This is a genomic window from Maribacter stanieri, from assembly GCF_900112245.1.
Taxonomy (GTDB): Bacteria; Bacteroidota; Bacteroidia; order Flavobacteriales; family Flavobacteriaceae; genus Maribacter; species Maribacter stanieri.
Genome location: NZ_FOYX01000001.1, coordinates 2,069,211 through 2,093,802, shown reverse-complemented (window position 1 = coordinate 2,093,802; position 24,592 = coordinate 2,069,211). Strand labels below are relative to the sequence as shown.

Here is a 24,592-nt window from a genome sequence, read left to right as displayed (position 1 = left end):
GTAAGGAAATCACCCATCCTGTTCTATCCTGAAAACACACATGAATTAATATTCTTCATCTAAACAATTCAATTACATTTGAGATTTTATATTTAATAAAATTAATAATGACAAAAAATATATTCTATTTTCCCGCGCTTACATTAGCTGTATTCTCTATTTATATTATTCTCATTTAAAAATATTAACTTTCCCTTACTTCTATTTAATACCTTTCGATTACAATTAATGAACTTCAAAATATTTAGACTATTAATTAAAGCAGGGCAGTACAGGATACTTTTACAATAACACTTATGTAATTTTATTTATGAAGAGTTGTTAACTTCAGTTGAGTTAGTTTAAATGAAAAAAGGGATGAAGATTAAATTTCATCCCTTTACTTTTTTCTTCCATTTATCTAATTAATATCTTTCCAACTTCTACTTTTTGCAGATTCAATAACTGCTTCACAAACTTTCTGTGTTTCAAGAGCATCTAAAAAGGTAGGTGAACAAGGCTCGCCTGTTTCTAGACTTTCCAGAAAGTCAGCTACTTGATGAACAAAAGAATGTTCATAACCTATACTTAAACCTGGCACCCACCATTTATCCATATAAGGCTGATCACCATCTGTAACATGAATTGAACGCCATCCTCTTACTATTGAATCGTCTCCATAATCATAATATTCAAGACGATTTAAATCATGTAAATCCCATCTTATAGAAGCATTCTCGCCATTAATCTCAAACGTATAAAGTGCCTTATGACCTCTTGCATATCTTGTAGATTCAAAAAGCCCCAATGAACCGTTGTTAAAGTGACAATGAAAGATACATGCATCATCAATATCGACCTTCTGAACTTTTCCGCTTGTTTGATGTACACGTTCTTTAATAAATGTTTCCGTTAATGCAGAAACATCTTTAATACCTCCATTTAGCCAAAGAGCAGTATCTATACAATGTGCCAAAAGATCTCCTGTAACTCCAGAACCAGCTGCGTCTGCATCTAAACGCCATAAACCTTCACCGCCCTGAGGTAATTCTGGACTAATAGTCCAATCTTGTAAAAAATTTGCGCGGTAATGAAATATTCTACCCAATTTACCTGAATCTATAAGTTGTTTTGCCAATGTAACTGCTGGAATACGGCGATAATTATACCATACTGTGTTCTTGACCTTTGCTTCCTCAATAACTCTTACCATTTCTTCACCTTCTTCTAGGGTACGTGAAAGGGGCTTTTCGCACAATATCATTTTACCTGCCTTAGCTGCTGCAATTGCAATTTGAGCATGCATATCATTTGGGGTACATATATCTATAGCATCAATGTCATCTCGGGCAATGAGTATTTTCCAATCTGTTTCCCAAGATTCGTAACCCCATTGAGAAGCAAAAGCTTTTACCTTACTTTCTGTACGGGAACAGACCGCTTTCAATACTGGACGATATGCTAAATTGGGAAAAAAATTAGAAACCCGATTATACCCATTTGAATGTGTTCTTCCCATAAATCCACATCCTATTAAGCCAATTCTAAGTTCTTTTTTATCTGCCATAATCTCAAGAAAATTTATAATTTTTAATGTTATACGAATTACGAATATTGACCTCGTTTAACTCCAACCATGTAATTCGCGTACTTTTATTAAAGTTGCTAAAATATCATTCCAGGTCTTTTGTTCGGTCAATACAGAATTATCGAACATACAACCGTCCCAACAAATATGTTTGAATGCTTTTGTAAGTATGCCATTTTCATCTCTTAGCCAATATCCGGCATCATTTGCTACATCAAGTTTACCATTAGGGTCTGTAGCTAAACAATGACGACCAGTTTTATCATGCGATCCGGTACCATGAACGGTACCATCATTTTGTGCAACATGAAAATCTATCGTCCATGGTCGTAATGCATCTGTTACAGTTTTTAAACCTGCTTTTAATGTCTCTCGATCATTCCAATCAAAATTCTGTGGAAGTATTCTATCTTGCGGGGCATTATAGCCCAATAAATAAAGTAAGGTATGAGACATATCTGCCTGAAAACCAATATTTGGTCTATTTACGGCTTCTAGTGTTTCTACCATTGCCTTCCAACTATGCATACCACCCCAACATATTTCACCTTCGGCTGCAAGTTTTTCATCAAAATCTGCTGCAACATCGCAAGCTTCTCTAAAAGTTTTTGCAATTAGTTCAGTATTTTTGATCGGATTCTTAGCCCATTCTTCTGGGCTAGAAGCAGAGTCAATTCGTATTACCCCATAAGATCTTACACCATGCTCCCTTAGAATTTTTCCGAAATGGCAAGATTTTCGAACCATTTCAACAAAAGTCTTACGATCATTTTCAGTACCCAATATAGGTCCACCCCAAATTGGGGCTACCAAACTACCTACATTAAGCCCGTAACCGGCAATTTTATCTGCTATTTTTTTTATTTCATCATCTGTACTATCTATATTAATGTGTGGATCTAAAAGACCTAAATCAATACCATCGAATTTAACGCCATTAACCTCAGCAGCGGCAGTCATTTCTAACAACTTATCAAAGGGAATAGGCGGCTCAGAATCTAGCCCTTTACCAACAATTCCAGGCCAAGTTGCATTATGTAATTTTGGAAAATCATTATTTTGCATGGTGTCTTTTTTTGAAATTATAGATTTGATTTTAAATTTTTAAATCCGGATTTTGTGGACCAAAATGTTTCAACATTACAATAGGGTCAGTACTACTATGGTTAACTATAGTAACACCCTCTTTGGCTGCCTTTTCTGTAACGAAATACTCATCGTGCGTTAATTGACCATATCTTATGAGTGATGGGGTCTCTATGTCCCAAACGCCCATTTTACCATGGCCTTGCATCATGATCATTCCATAACAAGCATTATCTTTTATTGTAACCGTTTGACCTGGAAGTACCGTTAATTCTTTTGCGCTAAAAGCATCTGAACGATAGCAAATCCATTTATCAATATATCCTTTAGCCTCCATATCTTCTATGGGCTCTACAGGAATTGGATTCATAAATCTAGTTTCTAACATATTAGGATCTGTATTTAAATCCCAATCAATGACCTCCATTAACTGATCAAAATCTCCCATTCTATCTTTTGGCGTACCATTCCATAACAACTCTTCGGGAATTATGGCCTCATTTACTAAAGATTGGTACATGGCGAAAACGTCTGAAGCTTTTTGTGGCTCGTAGGTACACATACTACCTGGTGCATGAAGCATACCTGGTGGCACATCCCAACCAGTTCCTGGTTCTAACCTGAATGCAGATGAAAAATTGGTGATCTTATTATCTCCTTTGGTAAAATTCTTCAAACACTCTTTTATTTGTTCTTTGGTTGTACCCGGGGTAATTCCGAAAAAAGTATACGGAAAATCACCACCGTGGTTATTTACCTGAGGTGGAAAGTAATATGCCTCTGGTTTTCCCTTCTGACCTATTTTTGCAGCATGCTCGTCATTATGATGTATATGATGTGGTAGCGGTCCCATATTATCAAAAAACTTGGAGTACATGGGCCAGCTTTCATATTCGTTCCATAATCGGTCACCAATAATTTCTCCTTTTAGCTCATCGATAACATCTTTTAAAAGAATCTGAACTTCTTTGCCGTCATCTTCTAAAACCACAGGGCTAAGACCTTCATTTTTTCCTGTCAAAGGACCATTTTCAGCAGGTGTTGTAGATGAGAACCAACGTTCATCAATACCGCCACGTTCACCGCCCAAAACATAATAATCGTCTGGGTGCAATTTTATTCTTCTACCTGGCACGCAAAAGGACCTTGGCACCCACGTTGGTGCCAAACGTAAAATTCCTTTTCCTTGCTCCAAGGCTTTTTTAGCTAATGTTGCCATATTATTTATTTTTTAAAATTGTTTAAAAATTTATCTATTTCAGTATTCTGTAATACCTCTAAATTTAATGAGTAACTTCTACTCTTACCAGGTTCAAGAAATTCTAAACTACCCTCTTCTCTAGCCTTAGTTTGACCTATTGGAGGATTCGTCGCAGGTTCTAATGCTGTTACATACTCCTTTTTACCCCAATGTTGCCAATTTATGAGCCATGGCAACTGTTTTTTAGGAAACGACAGAGATACAGCCAAGTTGATTTTTTTATTATGTAAACCACAATGAACAGTACCAGTTTTATCTGCCGTAGTATCAATAAAGGCTACATCTTCTCCAATACCTGAATGTGATTCTAGAGGTGCCGGACAGGTTTTAAAATCAGCACCTTTTTTGAAAATCTTAGCTGCCGAGTCTGGGGTAGGAGATTCCCATTCTCCGTTCCAAAGTAATTTGGTTTCCTCATCTACTAATGGCCATCCAAAATTGATATGATATAACAGCATATGAGGGGCTTTTATATTACCTACATTTATAACCTCATCGTTAATAGTGATTTTAGCTTCACCCAATTTTCCAGAAATTGTACGTTTTAATTCAAGCATAGGTCCAAACACTTGAGTCTGTCTTACGATACCAGTAATACTCATATCCATCTTGCCCTCTGCCGGATTTGGTTGAATAATGGAAATAATCTCTGCAGGTGTATTACTTATTAAACCGTGAAGACCGCGCTCACCGAATTCATCTTTTTCTGGTCCGCCAACATGTGATAATCCACAAGTAGTTAAAAGACCTCCACCAAAATTACGTATCCATTGCATTCCTGAATCTGAAAAACGTTCAGGCATTGTTGTTCCCAAATTACTTAACCATGATAAACTGTATTCATTGAAAAATGCATCTGCAATGTCCATAGCACGATCAATAATTACCTTGTAACGTAACCCTGTACCTGTATTAATCCAGGCAATGCGAGTACCGCGACCTAGTCCATTATCTAAGACAGATGTCTCAATACCACCTATTTGTGCGGCATTCGAAATTTTGTCTTTACCGTTATGTATAGCTTCTGTATTAGGCATTAGTGTTTATAGGCTATGTTTTTGAATCATTTCTTCAATAAATTTGAATCCTTTTTCGGCCATATCCCAAGGTTGGGCAAATTCACGCCAAACGTTTATAGAATTGGCAAAATCAATATCATTTCTGGTAAAACCCTCTATGGTATACCAGCCATCATAACCTACCTTAGCCAAGGCAGAAAAACTCTCCTCCCAAGGTATATGACCCTCACCTGGTGTACCGCGATCGTTCTCACTAATGTGAACGTGCTCTAGATAAGGGGCAATCGTCTCTATGGCATTTCCTAAACTTTTCTCTTCGATATTCGCATGGTGTGTGTCAAACATTCCTTTTACATTAGGGTGATTTACCTTTTCTAGTAAATATTTTAGCTGACTCATCGTATTACACAGGTAGCATTCAAATCGGTTCAATGCCTCAAGTGTTAGAATGAGATTTGTTTGTTGGGCGTAATCTCCGACCCGATGTAATATTTCAGCACTCCAATCATATTCTTGCTCTTGAGGAGCATGTTGGGCAAATGTGGCAAAAGCAGAGTGAAACGGGCCGCATAAAACTTCTGCACCCAAGTCATGACAACGATCAATAGACCATTTCAATCTCTCAAAACCCTTTGCCCGTACGTTTGGTGAAGAATCAATCAAATTTTCTTCAGGACTGAGCACGGTAACTGCAGTTACGTCCAAGCCGATATCTTTGGCATGCTTACCAATCTTTCGATAATCAGAAACTTCTGGTGACCCTACGAAAAATTCTACTCCATCATAACCAATTTCTTTTAAACGATCCATTATGGAAAACAAATCATCAGAAAGACCAGCTGACCAAGCCAATACATCAAAACCGATTTTACTCATAAACTATAAATTTTTTAATCTAATATTTCTATATTCGACTTTCATTGGTGGCCCCACATGAACTTGTACACCCAAATACCCTTTTAATTTTCTATTAACGGTATCATTATCGGTTACCTCACTCATTAAAACCCCATTTATATAATGTTGCAGTTTATTACCTTTTATTATCAAATGAGCTTCGTTCCAATCATCACTTTTAATGTTCAATTTAAGTGAATCTGAATCACCCAATGAACCGATCACTTCTCTACTTTGCCAGCAATTTTTTTTCACATTTGCTCTTAAGGATTCTGGCTCATTCGAATTATTTTGAGTATTTATTATAACATTCTCTCCTCTATAGGCTAAAGTTGCCCGTTTTTTTTCTTCATAATTTTGCCCTGTATACCTCATTTTACCATCAATATCTGCTTGATAACCTTTTAAGGCATTTGGAATTGTATCTAAAAGCTCGCTCCTGTAATTTATGCCGCTATTACCCGATGTAGCAATCTTAAATTCTAGCTTCAATTCAAAGTCATCTGGTTGACCACCTTGCCAGATAATAAAAGTGTTACTTTTTAGAAGGGTTTCAGGTGTAACTTCGCCAACTAAATTTCCGTTTTGAACGCTCCAATAAGTTGGATCCCCTTTCCAGTTAGACAAAGTTTTTCCATCGAAAATTTCAATAAATCCACTTTCTTCCGAAACCTCTGTCAACTCGGTATTGGCATTATCTTTTGAGCCCTCTTTTTGTTTGCAACTAGATAATCCCAGTAGTAGAAGAAGCACTAAGCCTATTTTCAAAAAAGCAATTTTCATTTTTTAAATTCTTAAATTTGTTCTAATAATTAATTTATATGCTAGATTTAATTACATCTTCATTTATACTTATAAGACCATTTAATAACACATATAAATATCTAGTGAAAATCTGTAATTAATGCCAATTCATAACTTCTATAAAAAAGTATAAAACTTGATAATGTTTGTTTGAGAAACGTAATTCAATAGTTAGACTATCGTCTTATTGAATACATACAAATTACTTTATTTCCATAAAAAAAGAGCGCGTAAAACCAATGTGATGCTTTAGTTTTAAGAATGTACTTACGGAAGATGATTTTAATTCAATCAGCATCATTTTAAAATCAAATTATTTATCATTTCTAACTCTTCGTAAGCACATTCTTAGAACACATACTCATAAATAATACTACCTATTTTGCACTAACACCCTTTTCTGATGTTTTAAAAATAGCATTGTCAGAATTTCCACCTGCAATTAAATACGCTAATAAATCTTTAACTTCATCATCGTTTAATCTATTAATAGTTCCCGGTGGCATTAATGAAACTGTAGACATTTTAGTACTGACCACATCACTTCTAGAAATACTTCTGATTACATCTGGAGCATAAGGATTTTGAGATATTTTATATTCTTCATCATTTTCACTTATTACTCTACCTACCACAGAATTACCATCTTTGAGAATAAATACGGTAGAGTTATATTGATCTGAGATAACATCATTTGGATCAATAATTGACATCAACATATCTTCAGGAGAGAATCGTGTTCCAATCTGTGAAAGTTCTGGTCCAATATTTTGCCCTTCTCCTTTCATGGAATGACAAGTAATACAATTGGTAGCCAAAAACATATTTCTACCCTGTTCAAAATTTCTATTAGTTAAACCATCTGCCAATAAAGGAGCGATATCCTCTTCTGCCCAATTTTTTCTTGGTCCTTTAGGTTGAATTGCATGACTTGCCAATTCATTGCCTGAGCTACTTAACAGAGAATCCCCAGACATTTGATTGTATAATTCAAATTTATCTTTAGATACTTTACTTAAAGCATTTTTACGAGCCTTATCTATAAAACCTATATAACTCATTCCTGCTTTAAATGAAAATGCTTTGTAAAACCACTTGAAATATCTCTCATGTAATTCTGGTGTCCAACCTTTTGTTGCATTGCTCAAAACATTACCATAAAAAGTACTTTGTGCTGGAGGCATATTCTTTAATGTTTCTGCTATTGACATACCATATTGCGGATTTCTTAAAATCAAATCTGCAGCATCTGTAGCCGTATTTGCCATAACATCAACATTTTCACCCTGTGGAGTTTCTAAAAGCGTGAGTGTTTTTGATACGATAGAAGCGTCATCAACATATACCAATGTTTTACTCAAGAGTTGATTAAGAACATCACTTTCAGAAGGGTAATGAGGTGACAAATAACCAGCTATTGTATTTTTAACTTTTCCATTTGGCTCACCTAACCTTGACAAACACAATTCAAAAGCCCTTACCAAATCAACCTGCTGACTTAAAGTTAATTTACTATAATCAATAGTAGTTAATAAACCCACTAACTTATCTTGCTGATTTTCGGCTCCTTGTCTTGCTAATGCAATTGCTGCATTAATCTTTTTAACAGAATTTTCTTCGGCATACACCTTATTTTGCCATGTGGCTACCGGTTGCTGTTCAATTGCTATTCTAGCTGCATATCTAATAAATCTATCTTCACTATCTAGATATGGCCAAGCTGCATCTACAGCTTTATCATTGATACCAACATGGTACTTTTCTAATTCTTTGCGAATCTTATTCTCTTCTGTTTGCTCTAAAGCAATACTTTTCTCTGGAATATTATCGCCCCAACCATTATAAAATACTCTATACAAATCAGACTCTAATTTTCGACCACCCGTCATAAAGTACATAGCACCATCAGGACCAATAACACCATCTGTTAGTGGCAAAGGAAGTCCAGAAAGAAATTCTTCTTTTTTACCAGAATATGAAGATCCATCTGTTTCTAGCTCCATAGCGTAAATGATTCCAAAACTCCAGTCAAAAGCAAAAATACTATGCTTGTACTTCTCTGGAAATTTGGCGTTCATACCATAAATTACATTTGTTGGTGAACCCTGACCTATATCTAGTACTGGAGGTAAATTATCTGGATATGCAGGTGACCATTTACCATTACCTGTTCGCCAACCGAATTCAGATCCACTTGTAACATGACAAATTCTTGTCGGTCGATACCAAGGCATCCCCAAATCCCACTCCATATCAGAGTCATATACAAACATATCACCAAGTTCATTAAAAGCTAGATCAAAAGGGTTTCTAAAACCAGCAGCAACCAATTCCCATTTTTTTCCTTCAGGATCTAGATTTGCAACCCAACCACCTGGTGCTGCACGATCATTTGCATGACCTCTAGGATCTTTAATTTCATACAGAAGATTATCATTTTTCCAATTATTAGGTAAAAAATAATTATCCATCTCAGGTAAATCGGTATGGTTACCAGCTATTACGTATAAAGATTTTCCATCAGGTGAAAGAACTATACTATGTGGACCATGCTCCCCTGCTCCATTCAAAGATTTCAAAAGGGTTATACTATCATACTGGTCGTCATTATTAGTATCTTGAAGACGATATAGACCACTAGTTTTCTCGAACTCATCGCTACCTCTATGGTTAACCATAACATAAAGACTGTTGAAAGCGTATAATAAGCCTTGTGCATACCCTATTTGAATAATTGAATCTGCTACTTTTTCTGAAGTTTGAATTTTTAATTTTTCAATTTTTGAAATACTTTCCCCAGAATTTATTGCAGGCACTTCCATTCTATACAAGGCACCATACTGATCCGATACTATTAACCTGTCTTTGTTATCAAAGGTCATGGCAACCCATGACCCTTGATTATTTTCAGACGGACTATATAGATGTTCGGCCTTAAAGCCTTGTTGTAGCTTTAGTTTTTCCAGTTTAGGAGGTAACTGTTCAGCAACTGGCTTTTCTTTTCCGCTTTCGCAAGAAATTGAAAACAATAGAATTAAGACTATACAGCTATTATTAAATATTTTTTTTCTCATCTATATGATTTAGAAATTTGGGTTAAACTCAGATTCAGAAGCTGGCAATGCATAACGTAATCTAATATTACTAAATGAATTTCCTCTAGGTTCAGCCCCAACAGGATAATAGTAATCATTTGGATTACTAAATACCCGAGCACCGAAAGCAGTTATTACTTCATTAGCACGACCAGTTCTAACCAAATCGAACCATCTTTTATTTTCAAAAGCCAATTCTACCCTTCTTTCTTCAAAAATAGCTTCTTCTAGATCGCCAGTTGCGTCACCTAAACCTGCACGTGCTCGCACTTCATTTAAATAAGGAAGTGCTTCTCCTCCTTTACCCTGTTCTTCCAACGCTTCTGCTAAAAACAAAAGCACCTCTGAGTAGCGATAAACAGGAAAATTCATTCCATGATTCTGGTGTAATGCATGTGGTTCTACATATTTCTTAATAATAGGGTATACACCATCGTTCCAAAAACTTTCACTCAATGTTACATATTGAATTGAAGCATCTTCACGTAGATCACCCTCCTCATAGGCTGCAATAATATCTGGGGTAGGTATGTTATTTCCTTCACCATTAATTGGTTGTGGATTAGATGTACCAGTAATAGCCCCTACCTCGTCGGCTTCAATAGGTCTTGGTAAAAAGTTATATAAAAAATTCCCTTGTAATCCTTCCGCACCTTCTCTGTATTGAATTTCAAAAACAGATTCCATATTATTCTTATTACTGCTGTTTTCAGAAAAAGCATCCTCATAATTTGGCATCAGCATATACTGATCACTACCAACCACTTCTTTCAATAATATCTCTGCTTGATTCCATTGTTCAAGTACTATATGAACGTTCGCCAATAAAGTACGTGCGGCACCAGATGTCGCCCTACCAGGTTCTTGGATAGATTTTAAAGGTAATAACGAAATAGCACCTTGTGCATCTTGCACTATTTGAGCATAAATGACATCTTCTGTAGAAAGTGGCAAAGCAGCACCTTCTCGATCCGTTACCGGTTCTAAATGCATAGGAACAGAACCATATAATTGAACAAGATCAAAATAAGCAAATGACCTTAAGAATAAAGCTTGACCTTTAACATTTGCTCTTACGGTTTCATCTATTTCTGCTTCGTCTATAGTAATTAATATTTGATTTGCCCTTGCAATTATTGCATAAAGATCACGGTATACATTCGTAACATGACTATTCGCCGTTATACCACCATCACTTGGAATGGAATGGTCAGCTATATCTTCTTGCTGTTCAGTAGCACCAAATGCTGTATTTCTGGCATAGTAAGTGTTATCAGAGCTCATTTCGGTAAGAAATGGTTTTGATTGATTATACATATTTCTTAAGGGTTCATAAGTTGCATTGATTGCCTGAGTAAAATCTTCTTCTGTTTTAAAGAAAGTTGGTACACTTAGTGAATCTTCAGGAAATATGGTCAGCTCATCGTCACAGCTAATCCCCAAAGTGCAGAGAACAAGTAGTATGATTATTTTTTTCATCTTTTTTAGTTTTATATTATCTAAATAATACTTTTTTTAATTTTGTTTTGTAATTTAAAAATTAAGGTTTACACCAATATTAATTATACGTGGAACAGGGTAGCCGGTAAGGTCAACACCTTGGCTTAAGTTTCCACCATCACCTTGCCCATCATCTTGAGAGCTAACTTCTGGATTTTGTCCACCCCAGTATTTAGTAAAGATGTGCACATTTTGAATTGATCCGTAAATACGAGCTGATTTAAAGTATTTTTCTAAACCAGGTAGCGTATACCCTAACGTAATATTTCTAATATTAAAATAAGAAGCATCAGCAACAAAACGATCGTTGATCCAATCTCTTTCGATACCAGTTACGTTACCTCCACCAACCGTAGTGCCGAAAAAGCCTGCCCCTGGATTTTCAACTGATCTAAACCGATCCTTAACACTTGCAAGTAAATTAAATACACCATCTAGGTTTGCAGTACTGAATAAATGTCTCACTAATACCTCATTTCCTTGAGAACCTGTACCTACTACAGAAAAGTCCCAATTGTCATAAGTAATTCTATTCGTAATACCATAAGTAAAGTCTGGAAACGGATTACCTGTTATTGCACGGTCATCATTTAGACCACCTCGTGTAATTACCCCATCACCATTTACATCAACTAGCTTTATACTACCAACTGTAGAACGACCAGGAACTTGAGGAGAACTGTCCAAATCAGCTTGATTTAAATAAACACCATCAGAAACGTGACCATAAAATTGACCAAAAGGCTGTCCTAATTGTGTAATATGATAATCGCCAAATACTTGATCGATTCCCTCTGCCAACGCTACTACTTCATTTCTATTAAATGAAATATTTGCATTTGTTGTCCACTTAAATTTTCCTGTTGTATTTACAGTATTTAACGAGAACTCATGACCCCAGAATTTAATTTCTCCAATATTATCACTGAAATTAGAAAAACCAGACTCTCTTGGCACTTGAATGTTAAACAATAAATTTGTCGTATTCTTCTTGTAATAATCATAAATAAAAGATACTCTGTCATTAAAAAGACTCAAATCAATACCTAAATCAAACTGCTTAGTGGTTTCCCAACCTAAGTTTGGATTTGATAATGAATTTACTGCCGATCCAGGTGCAAAAGTATCACCAAATACAGCAGGAACGTTATTGTCAATTAATGCATATTGTGTATAATTTCCTATGTTGTTGTTACCTGTTATACCCCAACTCCCTCTTAATTTCAGTAAAGAAATACTCTCAGAATTTTCTAAAAAGGACTCGTCAGAAGCTATCCAACCTGCTGATATAGATGGGAAAGTACCCCATCTATTCTCTGAACCAAATCGAGATGAACCATCACTACGAATAGAAGCTGTAAGCAAATATTTACCTTGGTAATCATAAGTTAACCTAGAAAGTCCAGATACTAAAGTATTTTCTTGAACTTGATCAAATGTGCCTGCCCTATTGATGTTCGTTGCACCTTGTATAACTGGCAATCTATCATCAGCAAAATCACTTGCCGCTAACCTACTTCTATCTAATCGAAATTTTTGATACGTAAAACCACCTAAAAGAGAGAAATTATGTTCACCGAAAGATCTCGTGTATGTGACAATATTTTCGTTCAACCAAGAAAAAGTATCTCTATTATCCCAAATTGCTTCATTATTAGTTGGTATTGGCGCATTAATTCTAAAAGTAGCATTTGTAGGGCTAAAATATTTATATTGACTTCTATAGAATTCAGCGTTTAAACTTGATTTAATACTTAAACCTTTAACAGGTTTCCATTCTATATAAGCATTAGAAAGTAAATTAAGGTTTTTAGTTTCTTCTGTAATTCTCTCTGCAGAATTAAGCCAGTTTGCATATGAAAATATGTTACCGGTATCTGCCGGAAATCTATTAAATTCTGTTCTCGTACCATCGTCATTGTAAATTGGCATTATTGGCCATGTATGTATGGCATTAAATAAAATACCTTGACCTCTTGTTCCATCTGTTCTAGGTGTATTATCTATCACCCAACTTGGCGCGACATTAACCCCAATTGTTATGTCATCAGATATATCATAAGCCAAATTTGCTCTTAGCGTATATTGTCTCCAATCACTACCTAACACTACACCTTCTCTATCTGTAAAACCAGCTACGACAGAACTTCTTAACTTTTCGGTATTAGATGATATTGCAAGACTATAGATAGTTTGAGGCGACGTACGCAAAAGTGCATCATACCAGTCATTAGTTTGACCTTCATATTGAGAAGGGTTTTGAAAAATATCTGGCACTGGACTACCTTGATCTTCATAATACTCCTTTTTAAACTGAGCGAACTCTACAGCATCCATCATATCAATTCTACCACGTTGTGGCACACTTTGTATTCCTGTAGATATATTCAGGCTAACGTTGGTCTGGCCAGTTTTACCTTGTTTAGTTGTAATTAAAACAACGCCATTCGCAGCTCTTGAACCATATAAAGAAGTAGAAGCAGCATCTTTTAAAACTGAAATAGTTTCTATTTCTGCAGGGTTCAATGTATTAATATTTCCTGCAATTGGAAATCCATCTACCACATATAAAGGATCACTACCACCAGAAACCGACAACTGCCCTCTTATACGTACCGATATACCTTGACCTGGTTTACCAGTTGTTTGATTAATCTGAACACCGGCCAATTGACCCTGTAGTTTTTGCGTAACTTGTGTAACTGGAATATCTGCAAAATCTTCCAAATCTACAGTTTGAACTGAACCGGTAACTTTCCTCTTAATTTGAGTACCATAACCAACAACGACAACCTCATCTAAAGCTGCGGCATCTTGAACCATGCTAACATTAATTTGACTTTGACCATTTACCGCTATCGTTTGTGTAGTAAAACCAATATAAGAAAACAATAATGAACTATTACTTGAAGAAACTTGGATTGAATAGTTACCATCAAAATCTGTTACTGTACCTACAGTGGTACCACTAACTATCACATTAACACCTGGTAAAGGCAATGAATCTTCGGAAGAAATTATAGTACCTGTAACTGTAGCTTCTTGAGCCATGACAGTAATTCCCCATAGTAAGGAAAAAACTAAAAGGAATTTCCTAGAATTCCTGTAAAATCTTTTTTTCATAATCTTGAATTATAAGGTTAGTTTTTGAGTTGTCCTGAAAAAAATAGTTGAACTTTTATCAGATACTCAAAAATATAGTTGTAAGATTATTAATTCATCCTGCACAATGCTGTACTATCCTGTACTATCCTGTTAAACTAAGAAAGCCAAGTAAAAAATCTACGGTATTTTAAAGAGTTGAAAATCGAATATTATTTAAATTCTTTTTTATAATCTTATCAACTTACCGTTTATGGATTAGGAAAGACACTATAGTGACGGAATTTTTTTATTTGAATAACAAATGGTCTATCAATAATGAATCCATTTGAAATTACGATGTAAAATAAAAAGCTTAAACATTTATGAAAACCGCCTTAATTTTTTCCTAAAAACTTTATAATTAATAGGTTCCCTTAAATACTATAACTTTAATTCAGGGTTAGGAATATGAGAGATTATTATAAATATTACAATTGGCACTTTGACAAGAAACTAGTATAGCTATTAGTATCGCATATTCCAGCGTAAATTTTTTACAATTGTTTAATCCATATCTTTAATAAAAGAGCAGTAGGGTACCTTTATAATTAGAACAGAAGTAATTTTAAATCATATTTTTAATATTCTCCCAGCTCCTTATTTAAAAAGTTTTAAAAAAAATTTAGATTAAGTTTGGTTTACGTGTAGAAAGTTCTATTATCAAATTCTTTAAGATTTTCACTTTTTGTAGGGTAAACGAAAAAACATAATTTTATATTTTAGCAACATATTCAATTACAATATATTTAAAAGCTTAGTTATATTATGAAATTAGAATTTTCCTTTTTTAAACTAGAATATAATTATAATTCTAGTTGATTTCTATAAAATAGTGCATATACATAAATCTTCGTTCAGTATATATGCTTTTATAAGTCCATATTTTATGGATGTTGCTAGCATTTGGCTACCTTAGATTAAGTATATATAAATTTCATAGATTTTAATTAATACATGACCTAAACTCAACAAGAGTTCTATTTTTCCAAATACTCTATAAAAAAATTATTAAAGGGTATTCCTCTCACTTCTTTTTTTGCATCATATTCTGGATTTACTCTTGGCCAGTATCGTTTTTCTACATTTTCTGATATCCAAGTCATTAATTTTTTAAATAATGCATTTTTTAAGTCTGTCTTTTCGACAGCCAAATTATTTTTTTCAAATGGGTCAGTTTTAATATTATATAAATAAAAACGACCATACCAGTCAAAAATCAACTTATAATCTCCATCTCTAATTGCAGAATGAGGTGTTAGAGCATATGGCTCATAAGGGCTATTATATATTACATTGAATGGGTAATGCCAATAATGAGTTTCTTTACTATAGTTTTTATGAATATTCTCAACATCTGAGAGCAAAGGAAATATACTTTGCCCATCTAATACATTTTCATGTACAATTGCTTTTGCATCGTAATTAGCAGCATCTAAAATGGTTGGATAAATATCTGTACAATCTACAGGAACGTCTACCCATTGACCTTCTTTAATTTTGCCCGGCCATCTAAAAATAAGAGGTACCCGAATACCACCCTCGGTCAAACAAGCTTTACCTCCTAAAAATGGACTATTATCGGTACCATCGCCATTAGGCGTTATTTTTGAATCTATTCCCCCATTATCGGACATGAAAATTACTAATGTATTTCTGTCAAGTCCTGTTTCTTCTAATTTCTTCAAGATTTGGCCCACCGAATTATCCATACTTTTTATCATGGCAGCATAGGTTGGATCCTTTTGGTTGTTCCACCCTTTGGTTGGCTTACTCTTAAAATAGTCGATTTCATCTTTTTGACCTTGATATGGTGAATGCACTGCAAAATGAGAGAAGTATAGAAAGAAAGGTTTATCATTAATTTCAGCACTTTTATCAATAAATCTTAAGGCCTGTACCGTTAAATCGTTGGTCAGATAATCTTCATCTGTTTCTTCACCAGAATCTCCAATTTCCGATTGCTCTTGTGGCATCTTTGGAAAACGAGTTTTAATTTTATTATCCCAGCCTTTCTTCCAATCATAATAAACAGACCCCCCGGCATCGAACCATGCTAATGGCTCAAAGCCTTGGTCAGCTGGTTGATAGCCTTTAGCCCCAAACCCACCTAAATGCCATTTACCTATAAATGCAGAATGATAATCTTTCAAAGCTTCAGCTATCGAAATCTCATCTTTACCTTGATCTATGGCTAAGCCAGATGGTACAGCAGAATTTGAAATACCATTTAGCAATGCCTGCTCAATTAAAATATTATCGCTATGTTCTAATACATCATTAGGAAAATAACCTTCAGGTGTTGGTAAATTTTGATTATAATAAGTTTCTCTAGGGGGCATTGCTGTAGTAAAGCCTAATCTACTTGCATATTTACCTGTCAAAATACTCGCCCGTGTAGGCGAACATAATTGATTTGTGTATGCTTGAGAAAAAGCAACTCCTTCACTGATCAACCTATCTATATTTGGAGTTTCGTAAAACATCTCAGAACTTTTAGCTCCAGTAAATTTTTCAGCATAAGCTTGACTATCCATAATTCCGTAGTCATCCGCTAAAATAAAAATTATATTTGGCCTTTCCGAAATTGACTTCTCTAACCTTTTATCTTCAGGCTTACATCCTTGGAATAAAAATAAAATACAAGTAATAATTACAACTTTTAACGTCATTAAAATGTAGTGTTTTATATAAATAGATGAATCTAAATGCTTTATTAAACAATAAAGCAAATCTAATAAACGTTAAAAAATACCCATCCTGCTGTGTACTGCTTACAAAATAATTCAGCACCTATAAAAGTAGAATATGAAGATTGGCCAATGAAGTAATTAATCAAACTTAGATAAGGAAATCTTGTAATCAATTACTAAGCCCTTCAAATAAAAATAGAAAAATTTATTTATAATAATAAAGTTCTTTGAGGAGCTTAACAAATAAAAATTAAGCTTGTATTCTAAAGTTAGAAGTAACTTTTAAATAAGAATTTTAAAAAAAATGTAATTACATAGACTTATCACAAATCTATAAGGAATTTCTATCAATGAAACTAAAAGGGTTTTTAACTATTCCTTTTTCTTTATTCAAAATCATTTGAGCCGTTGTTTCCCCCATTGCTTTAAAGTCTGTTGATATACAAGTGATTCCCAATAATTCCTTTAAAGGTGTATCGTTATAAGATATTACACCAATCTCCTCACCTAAAGCAAACTCCTTATCCCTAATTTGATTCATAAGATTCACTAAATCAGACTCACTAATAGTTATAAACAAATCACCTTTTTTGAGAATCATATCATCATAGATTTCATCTACAATCTCAAACTCTAATGAAAATTCAACACAAAACTTTCTAAACCCGTGCAAGATTCTTTTTGGATAAGGGTATACAGAACTTTCTGGATAAACCATAATCAACTTTTCATACTTTTTAATTTTTTCTAAACCTTGCTTTAAAGCATTATAAATGTCATCCTCAAAATCTTGATAAATCTCAACAAATGCCCCTTTAATATCCGAAATAGGATTGTCCAATAAAATTAATTTATCTTTAGGTATTTTGTTAATTGCGTTAAGTACCTTGGAGGTAAAACTTATATGGCTAAGCTTTTCTGTTTTAAAATGTGGCATTATCACATAATAATTATACCCACCTCTATTCTTTTCCAATAAATTAAGAAAGAGTTCCTCCTCACAGTGATAAATATGCAAATCCGTATGAGCGGTACCACCGATACCATCAATAAAATGATTATAAATACGCATTTTGTACGAACTCAATTTATTAATTAAAAAAAGAATATTGACCTTAGAAATCAATTTTGTACGAGCAATGTAAAACCCCTTTCCCCTAATCGATAAAATAATTTTTCGTTCTTTGAGGATATTGTATGCCTTTTCTACTGTATCCCTAGAGAGAAGATATTCTTCACTAAAAACATTAATCGAAGGAATTTTATCATCCATCTTTAAATTACCCTCAGAAATATTATAAACTATTGAATCTACTATCTGCCTGTATTTAGGTATTCTTGACTTTTCGTCAATTTTAATAAGATTTAATATATTCATACACTCACTTCTTTTAGGTTTTTATTTACGCAAGTATAATAAAGAATTTGCACACCTTTTCAATAATAAACATTTAAAATCTTTACAGGTACGGTACAGTACAGGATAGGAAACTTTATGTTATCGTATAATTTCGGCAAATATAAAATGACAATACAAATGAAAAATACAACGCAAAAATTCAAGCACGTGGATTACCTCTGGGATAAAAAAAGAGCCGCGGCGTTAGGTGATGATCAAGTAGCCCTTTTTCTATATCGGTCAAATATTCTAGGTGCTGATCTGAGAATAACTAACTATGGTGGTGGTAATACAAGTTGCAAAACTGTAGAAAAAGACCCATTAACAAATGAAGATGTTGAAATAATGTGGATAAAAGGATCTGGCGGCGATATTGGTACCTTAACTAAAGCTGGAATTGCAGGTTTGTATACTGAACGTTTGCGTGATTTAAAAAAAGTTTATGGTGGTTTGGAAGATGAAGATCGTATGGTTGGTCTTTTTAATCATTGTATATACGATCTTGATAGTAAAGCTCCTTCAATAGATACACCTTTGCATGGTTTGCTTCCGTTTAAGCACATTGACCATTTACATCCTGATGCCTTAATTGCTGTTGCAGCCGCTAAGGATAGCGAAAAAGTAACCAAAGAGATTTGGGGAGATACTATGGGCTGGGTACCATGGCAAAGACCAGGTTTTGATTTAGGGTTACAGCTAGAAAAATGTTTGAATGACAATCCCGGTATAAGAGGAATAGTTTTAGGTAGTCACGGTCTGTTTACTTGGGGTGACACTTCTTACGAGTCATATGTAAATAGTCTTGAGGTCATTGAAATGGCATCAGAGTATATAGAGAAGAAAATAAAGGAAAAAGGCAGTGTTTTTGGTGGTCAGAAAGTAAAATCACTTCCAAAAGCAGAACGGTTAGAAAAAGCCGCTTTGCTAATGCCAATGTTAAGAGGGTTATGTTCTTCCGAAGCTAGAATGATTGGTCATTTTAATGATAATGATGTAGTTTTAGAATATATAAATAGTAATGATTTAGAACGTTTAGCCCCTATGGGTACTTCATGTCCTGATCACTTTTTACGTACAAAAATTCAGCCATTGGTTTTGGATTTGGGTACAGAGGCTGATATAAACGATACAGAAGAAATTTTAAAAAAACTAAAGCCTTCGTTCGAAAAATATCGTCAAGAGTATAAGGATTATTATGAAACTTGTAAAAAAGACAATAGTCCAGCAATACGTGATACAAATCCAGTCATTATAATTTATCCCGGTGTTGGAATGTTCAGTTTTGCTAAAAATAAACAGACTACCCGTGTTGCTAATGAATTCTACGTTAATGCTATTAATGTTATGCGTGGTGCAGAGGCAATGACAGCATATACCTCCTTACCTAGGCAAGAAGCTTTTGATATTGAGTATTGGTTATTGGAAGAAGCAAAACTATCCCGAATGCCTAAAGAAAAGCCATTATCTAGAAAAATAGCCTTAGTAACAGGTGCTGGTGGTGGTATTGGTAAAGCTATTGCTGATAAATTAGCTGCAGAAGGTGCTAATATTGTCCTTACTGACATTGCAGAAGATCGATTAAAGGAGGCTATAGCTACCTACCCTAGTGATACTGCGAGTTATGCTATCTGTGACGTGACAAAAAGTGAATCTATAACGGCTGCTTACAAAAAAGCTTGCCTAGATTTTGGTGGCGTTGATATCATTGTACACAGTGCAGGCTTGGCAATTTCAAAACCATTAGAAGATACTACCGATAAAGATTGGGACATTTTACAAAACGTATTGGTAAAAGGACAATTTGATTTAGCAAAACAAGCCGTTGCAATAATGCGCCAACAAAATTTAGGTGGAGATATTATTCATATCGCAAGTAAGAACGGGTTAGTTTCCGGACCTAACAATGTTGCATATGGAACTGCAAAAGCAGCACAACAGCACATGACCCGTTTATTGGCTGCAGAATTAGGAGGTGATCATATCCGTGTAAACACTGTAAATCCAGACGGTGTTATCGTCGGTAGTAAGATTTGGGAAGGTGATTGGGCTGAAGGTCGAGCAAAAGCATACGGGATTTCAGTAGAAGAGCTTCCAGCACATTACGCAAAAAGAAATCTATTAAATGAAATTATTTATCCTAAGGATATTGCAAACGGTGTTTTTGCTTTTGTGGGTGTTTTAGATAAATCCACAGGAAATATCATAAATGTAGATGGTGGAATGGCCAATGCATTTGTTAGATAATTGAATCATAAAAAACCTCTTGGCCATAAAAATCAACAGGTATATTTTAAAAAACAATCTATGCAATTAAATATAGACCAAGTTTTAACAGAAAATAAGAAATTCAAAACGAATCATTCAGATAATTTTGATTTTTTATCGAAACAGTTGGAAAATAAAGGAAAGAATGTCAATAACATTCTTAAAAAAATAGCTGATTTTCAAGTTGCTATTCCTAGTTGGGCATTAGGTGCTGGCGGCACACGTTTTGGAAGATTCGGATTCTTTGGAGAACCGGCTTCGTTAGAGCAAAAAATTGAAGATGTAGGTATATTACATGCCTTGACAAAAACTGCAGGAGCTGTATCATTGCATATTCCATGGGATATTCCTCAAGATTATAATGCTATTAAAGAATTAGCAAAGGCAAATGGACTAGTTTTTGACGCAGTAAATTCAAATACTTTTCAAGACCAAAAAAACGCTAAAGAAAGTTACCGTTTTGGTTCATTATCCAATTTAAATTCTTCGGTCCGAGATCAAGCTATTCAACATAATATTGATGTAATTAAGATTGGTAATAAACTTGGTTCAAAAAGTTTAACAGTATGGTTAGCAGATGGCGCAAATTTTGCAGGGCAACGTAATTTTCAATCTTCTTTGATTCATACAGAAGACAGCCTTAAAAGTATTTATTCAGAATTACCTGAAGACTGGAAAATGTTCATCGAATACAAACCTTACGAACCTAATTTCTATAGCACTGTAATTCAAGATTGGGGCACCTCATTTATGTTAGCTAACGCTTGTGGAGAAAAAGCATATACATTGGTCGATTTAGGACATCATTTACCTAATACCAACATTGAACAAATTGTTTCTACTCTAATGTTAAAAGGTAAATTAGGAGGCTTCCATTTTAATGATAGTAAATATGGTGATGACGACAGTACTGTGGGTAGCGTAAAACCATATGCCCTATTTTTAATTTTTAATGAATTGGTATATGGAATGGCAAATAATTCGCAGAATCCTGATTTAGCATGGATGATTGATGCTAGTCATAATATAAAAGACCCCTTAGAAGACTTATTGCAGTCCTTAGAGGCTATACAAGAAGCTTATGCGAAGGCGCTATTAATTGATCAAGAGGAATTAAAAGCGGCCCAAGAAAGAAATGATGTTACGCTTTGTCAAGAAATATTACAGGATGCTTACAGGACGGATGTCCGTCCATTATTGGCACAAGCGAGAGTATTAAGTGGTGGCGCTATAGATCCTTTAAATTCATATCGTTCATTAAAAGTTCGCGAGAGTTTAATAAAACAAAGAGGTGTAAATTCTATTGCGTCCGGATTATAACCAAAATATTATGAAAATTAAAGTAACGGCTGTATTTGATATAGGTAGAACTAATAAAAAGTTCTTTCTTTTTGATGAAAAATTTCAAGAAGTGCATCGTGAATACATTCGTTTTGACGAAATTAAGGATGAGGATGGTTACCCTACTGAAAATCTACAAGCATTAGAACAATGGGTAAAAGAAGTATTTGACAAAATACTTAATTCTTCTGAATACCAGATAGATGCATTAAATTTTTCTTGTTACGGAGCAAGCTTGATCCATATTGATGACGATGGGAAAGCGCTTACACCTCTTTACAATTATATGAAGCCTCTAAAAGATGAAATAATTGATTCATTTTATGAGAATTACGGAAATGAAATAGAATTTTCCAGAAAAACAGGCTCTCCAAAATTAGGTATGCTGAATACTGGTATGCACTTATATTGGATAAAAAAAACCAAGCCTGAAATTTTCAACAAAATAAAATATTCTTTGCACCTTCCTCAATATTTAAGCTTTTTATTTACAGGAGTTCCTGTCAGTGAATATACAAGTATTGGCTGCCATACTATGTTATGGAATTTTGAGAAAAATGACTATCACGATTGGGTATACAAAGAAAAAATTGATCAAAAATTACCTCCAATCTATTCTGCTAGAAAAACAACATATATTAATTATAAAGGAAATTCTATTAAAATGGGACTAGGCATCCATGATAGTTCCTCTGCTTTATTACCTTATATTAGAAGTTTCACAAAATCATTTTTATTAATTTCAACCGGAACATGGAGTATTTCAATTAACCCTTTTAATGAAGGAATGCTGACATCCAATGACATTAAAGATGGTTCTCTTTTTAATATGAGAATAGATGGTAGTCCCGTAAAAGTTTCTAGATTATTTTTAGGAAATGAATACAAGATTCAAGTAAAAGTTCTCTCAGAACATTTTAATGTTTCAGATGATGCCCATAAAAAAGTAAAATTTAATCAAAACACCTTTTTTGAAATCAATAAAGATTTTGTAAACATGTTTAAATGGTCCTCCATTTCTTCTGAAGATATGCCTAAGGAGACCACTATACCTTTTGATAAATTTGAACATGCCTACCACCAGCTAATGTTAGAATTGGTTTTACTTCAAGAAAAAAATATTAGGGCTGCTATGGGTAATTCTAAAATAAAACAACTCTTTGTTGATGGTGGTTTTAGCGATAACCAAGTTTATATTCAATTGCTATCCCATTATATGGGAAATATGAAACTTAGCACCACAGATTCCTCTTTGGGATCTGCCTTAGGTGCAGCAATAGCTATTTCAGATATAACTTTAGAAGCTTCATTTCTTGATAAAAATTATGCTATAAAGAAACACGCACCTTTCATTTTAAATAAATAGTATTATGGCTATGAGTTTCAATTCAGACTATCCTTCTGTAGATGATTTAAGAACAAAATCAAAGTCAAGAATACCCAAATTCGCATTTGAATATTTAGATGGAGGTTGCAATGAAGATGTAAGTCTGTCAAGAAATACATCTGAGATAAGAAAAATACAATTACAACCAAGATACCTAAGAAATTACGGGACAAGTTCAATAAAAACAAAAATAATGGGCATGGAATTCGATGCTCCTTTTGGTATTGCCCCCGTTGGACTACAAGGGTTAATGTGGCCAAATACACCTGCCATTTTAGCAAAAGCTGCTTATAAGCATAATATTCCATTTATTCTTAGTACTGTAACTACAATGGATATTGAAAAAGCCAGCGAACTTACAGAGGGTAATGCCTGGTTTCAATTATACAATCCAGTAGATAATGCTATTCGGGATAATATTATTGAACGCGCAGAAGCAGCAGGTTGTCCTGTTTTGGTCTTGCTTTGTGATGTACCCACTTTTGGCTATCGCCCAAGAGATTTTAGAAATGGGTTAGCACTTCCTCCAAAAATGACTATTGCCAATATATTACAGATACTAGGCAAACCAACTTGGGCCTATAACACTCTTAAATATGGGCAGCCTACTTTTGAAACTTTAAAACCTTATACTCCTGAAGGCCTTAACCTAAAACAATTAGGAGCCTTTATGGATAAAACATTTTCGGGCAGATTAAACGAAGAAAAGATAAAACCTATACGAGATAAATGGAAGGGGAAATTAGTTTTAAAAGGAGTGGCTTCAGAACAAGACACACAAGATGCTATACGTATGGGGTTTGATGGAATTATAGTTTCAAATCATGGTGGCAGACAGTTAGATGCAGCACAATCAACTATTAACTCCTTACAAGAAATAGCTTTAAAATATAGTGATCAGATAGAAATAATGATGGATAGCGGTTTACGTTCTGGTCCAGATATAGCACGTGCCATGGCCAGCGGTGCAAAATTCACATTTATGGGACGTTCTTTTGTCTATGGCACAGGTGCTCTAGGAAATAAAGGTGGCGATCATACCATTGACATGCTTAAAACTCAGTTTAAACAAGTAATGGATCAACTATGTTGTGAACGTATCGAAGATTTACCAAATCACCTAATAACAAATTAATA

15 protein-coding genes are annotated in these 24,592 nt (G+C 34.3%); 4 read left to right on the top strand and 11 right to left on the bottom strand.

Going from position 1 to position 24,592, the window contains the following annotated elements; all coding sequences use genetic code 11:
* Positions 1-400 precede the first annotated feature (400 nt).
* The 11 genes from BM296_RS09025 to BM296_RS08975 form a co-directional block, all read right to left on the bottom strand.
* Complete coding sequence (locus tag BM296_RS09025; protein ID WP_091902731.1) at positions 401-1,546, bottom strand: Gfo/Idh/MocA family protein; 1,146 nt, start codon at positions 1,544-1,546, stop codon at positions 401-403.
* Between the two features lie 57 nt (positions 1,547-1,603).
* On the bottom strand, positions 1,604-2,632 hold the full coding sequence (locus BM296_RS09020) for a sugar phosphate isomerase/epimerase family protein (RefSeq protein WP_091902730.1): 1,029 nt from the start codon (positions 2,630-2,632) through the stop codon (positions 1,604-1,606).
* Positions 2,633-2,663: 31 nt separating this feature from the next.
* The gene (locus BM296_RS09015; RefSeq protein WP_091902729.1) at positions 2,664-3,872 is read right to left on the bottom strand and encodes a class I mannose-6-phosphate isomerase; all 1,209 of its coding nucleotides are present in this window, start codon (positions 3,870-3,872) and stop codon (positions 2,664-2,666) included.
* Positions 3,873-3,877: 5 nt separating this feature from the next.
* Entirely contained in the window at positions 3,878-4,951 is a 1,074-nt protein-coding gene (locus BM296_RS09010) for an aldose 1-epimerase family protein (RefSeq protein ID WP_091902728.1), read from the bottom strand.
* 6 nt (positions 4,952-4,957) lie between these two features.
* A complete protein-coding gene (locus BM296_RS09005; protein ID WP_091902727.1) occupies positions 4,958-5,809 on the bottom strand; it encodes a sugar phosphate isomerase/epimerase family protein in 852 nt (283 codons plus the stop codon).
* A 3-nt stretch (positions 5,810-5,812) separates the two neighbouring features.
* Entirely contained in the window at positions 5,813-6,613 is an 801-nt protein-coding gene (locus BM296_RS09000; RefSeq protein ID WP_091902726.1) for a 3-keto-disaccharide hydrolase, read from the bottom strand.
* Positions 6,614-7,011: 398 nt separating this feature from the next.
* Complete coding sequence (locus BM296_RS08995; protein ID WP_091902725.1) at positions 7,012-9,708, bottom strand: c-type cytochrome; 2,697 nt, start codon at positions 9,706-9,708, stop codon at positions 7,012-7,014.
* 9 nt (positions 9,709-9,717) lie between these two features.
* Complete coding sequence (locus BM296_RS08990) at positions 9,718-11,208, bottom strand: RagB/SusD family nutrient uptake outer membrane protein (protein WP_091902724.1); 1,491 nt, start codon at positions 11,206-11,208, stop codon at positions 9,718-9,720.
* 54 nt (positions 11,209-11,262) lie between these two features.
* Entirely contained in the window at positions 11,263-14,352 is a 3,090-nt protein-coding gene (locus BM296_RS08985; RefSeq protein WP_091902723.1) for a SusC/RagA family TonB-linked outer membrane protein, read from the bottom strand.
* Between the two features lie 998 nt (positions 14,353-15,350).
* Positions 15,351-17,042, bottom strand: coding sequence for a sulfatase (locus BM296_RS08980; protein ID WP_091902722.1), 1,692 nt, complete (start codon positions 17,040-17,042; stop codon positions 15,351-15,353).
* 352 nt (positions 17,043-17,394) lie between these two features.
* Positions 17,395-18,441: a GntR family transcriptional regulator gene (locus BM296_RS08975; RefSeq protein WP_091902721.1), complete on the bottom strand. Its 1,047-nt coding sequence runs from the start codon at positions 18,439-18,441 to the stop codon at positions 17,395-17,397.
* Positions 18,442-18,600: 159 nt separating this feature from the next.
* Here BM296_RS08975 and BM296_RS08970 point away from each other — a divergent pair, with 159 nt between their 5' ends.
* From BM296_RS08970 to BM296_RS08955, 4 genes are read left to right on the top strand one after another with little or no spacing between them, the layout of a single operon-like run.
* The gene (locus BM296_RS08970) at positions 18,601-20,706 is read left to right on the top strand and encodes a bifunctional aldolase/short-chain dehydrogenase (protein ID WP_091902988.1); all 2,106 of its coding nucleotides are present in this window, start codon (positions 18,601-18,603) and stop codon (positions 20,704-20,706) included.
* Positions 20,707-20,766: 60 nt separating this feature from the next.
* A complete protein-coding gene (locus tag BM296_RS08965; protein ID WP_091902987.1) occupies positions 20,767-22,047 on the top strand; it encodes a sugar isomerase in 1,281 nt (426 codons plus the stop codon).
* A gap of 10 nt (positions 22,048-22,057) precedes the next feature.
* Complete coding sequence (locus tag BM296_RS08960; protein ID WP_091902720.1) at positions 22,058-23,434, top strand: FGGY-family carbohydrate kinase; 1,377 nt, start codon at positions 22,058-22,060, stop codon at positions 23,432-23,434.
* 4 nt (positions 23,435-23,438) lie between these two features.
* Complete coding sequence (locus BM296_RS08955; protein WP_091902719.1) at positions 23,439-24,590, top strand: alpha-hydroxy acid oxidase; 1,152 nt, start codon at positions 23,439-23,441, stop codon at positions 24,588-24,590.
* The last annotated feature ends 2 nt before the right edge of the window (positions 24,591-24,592 follow it).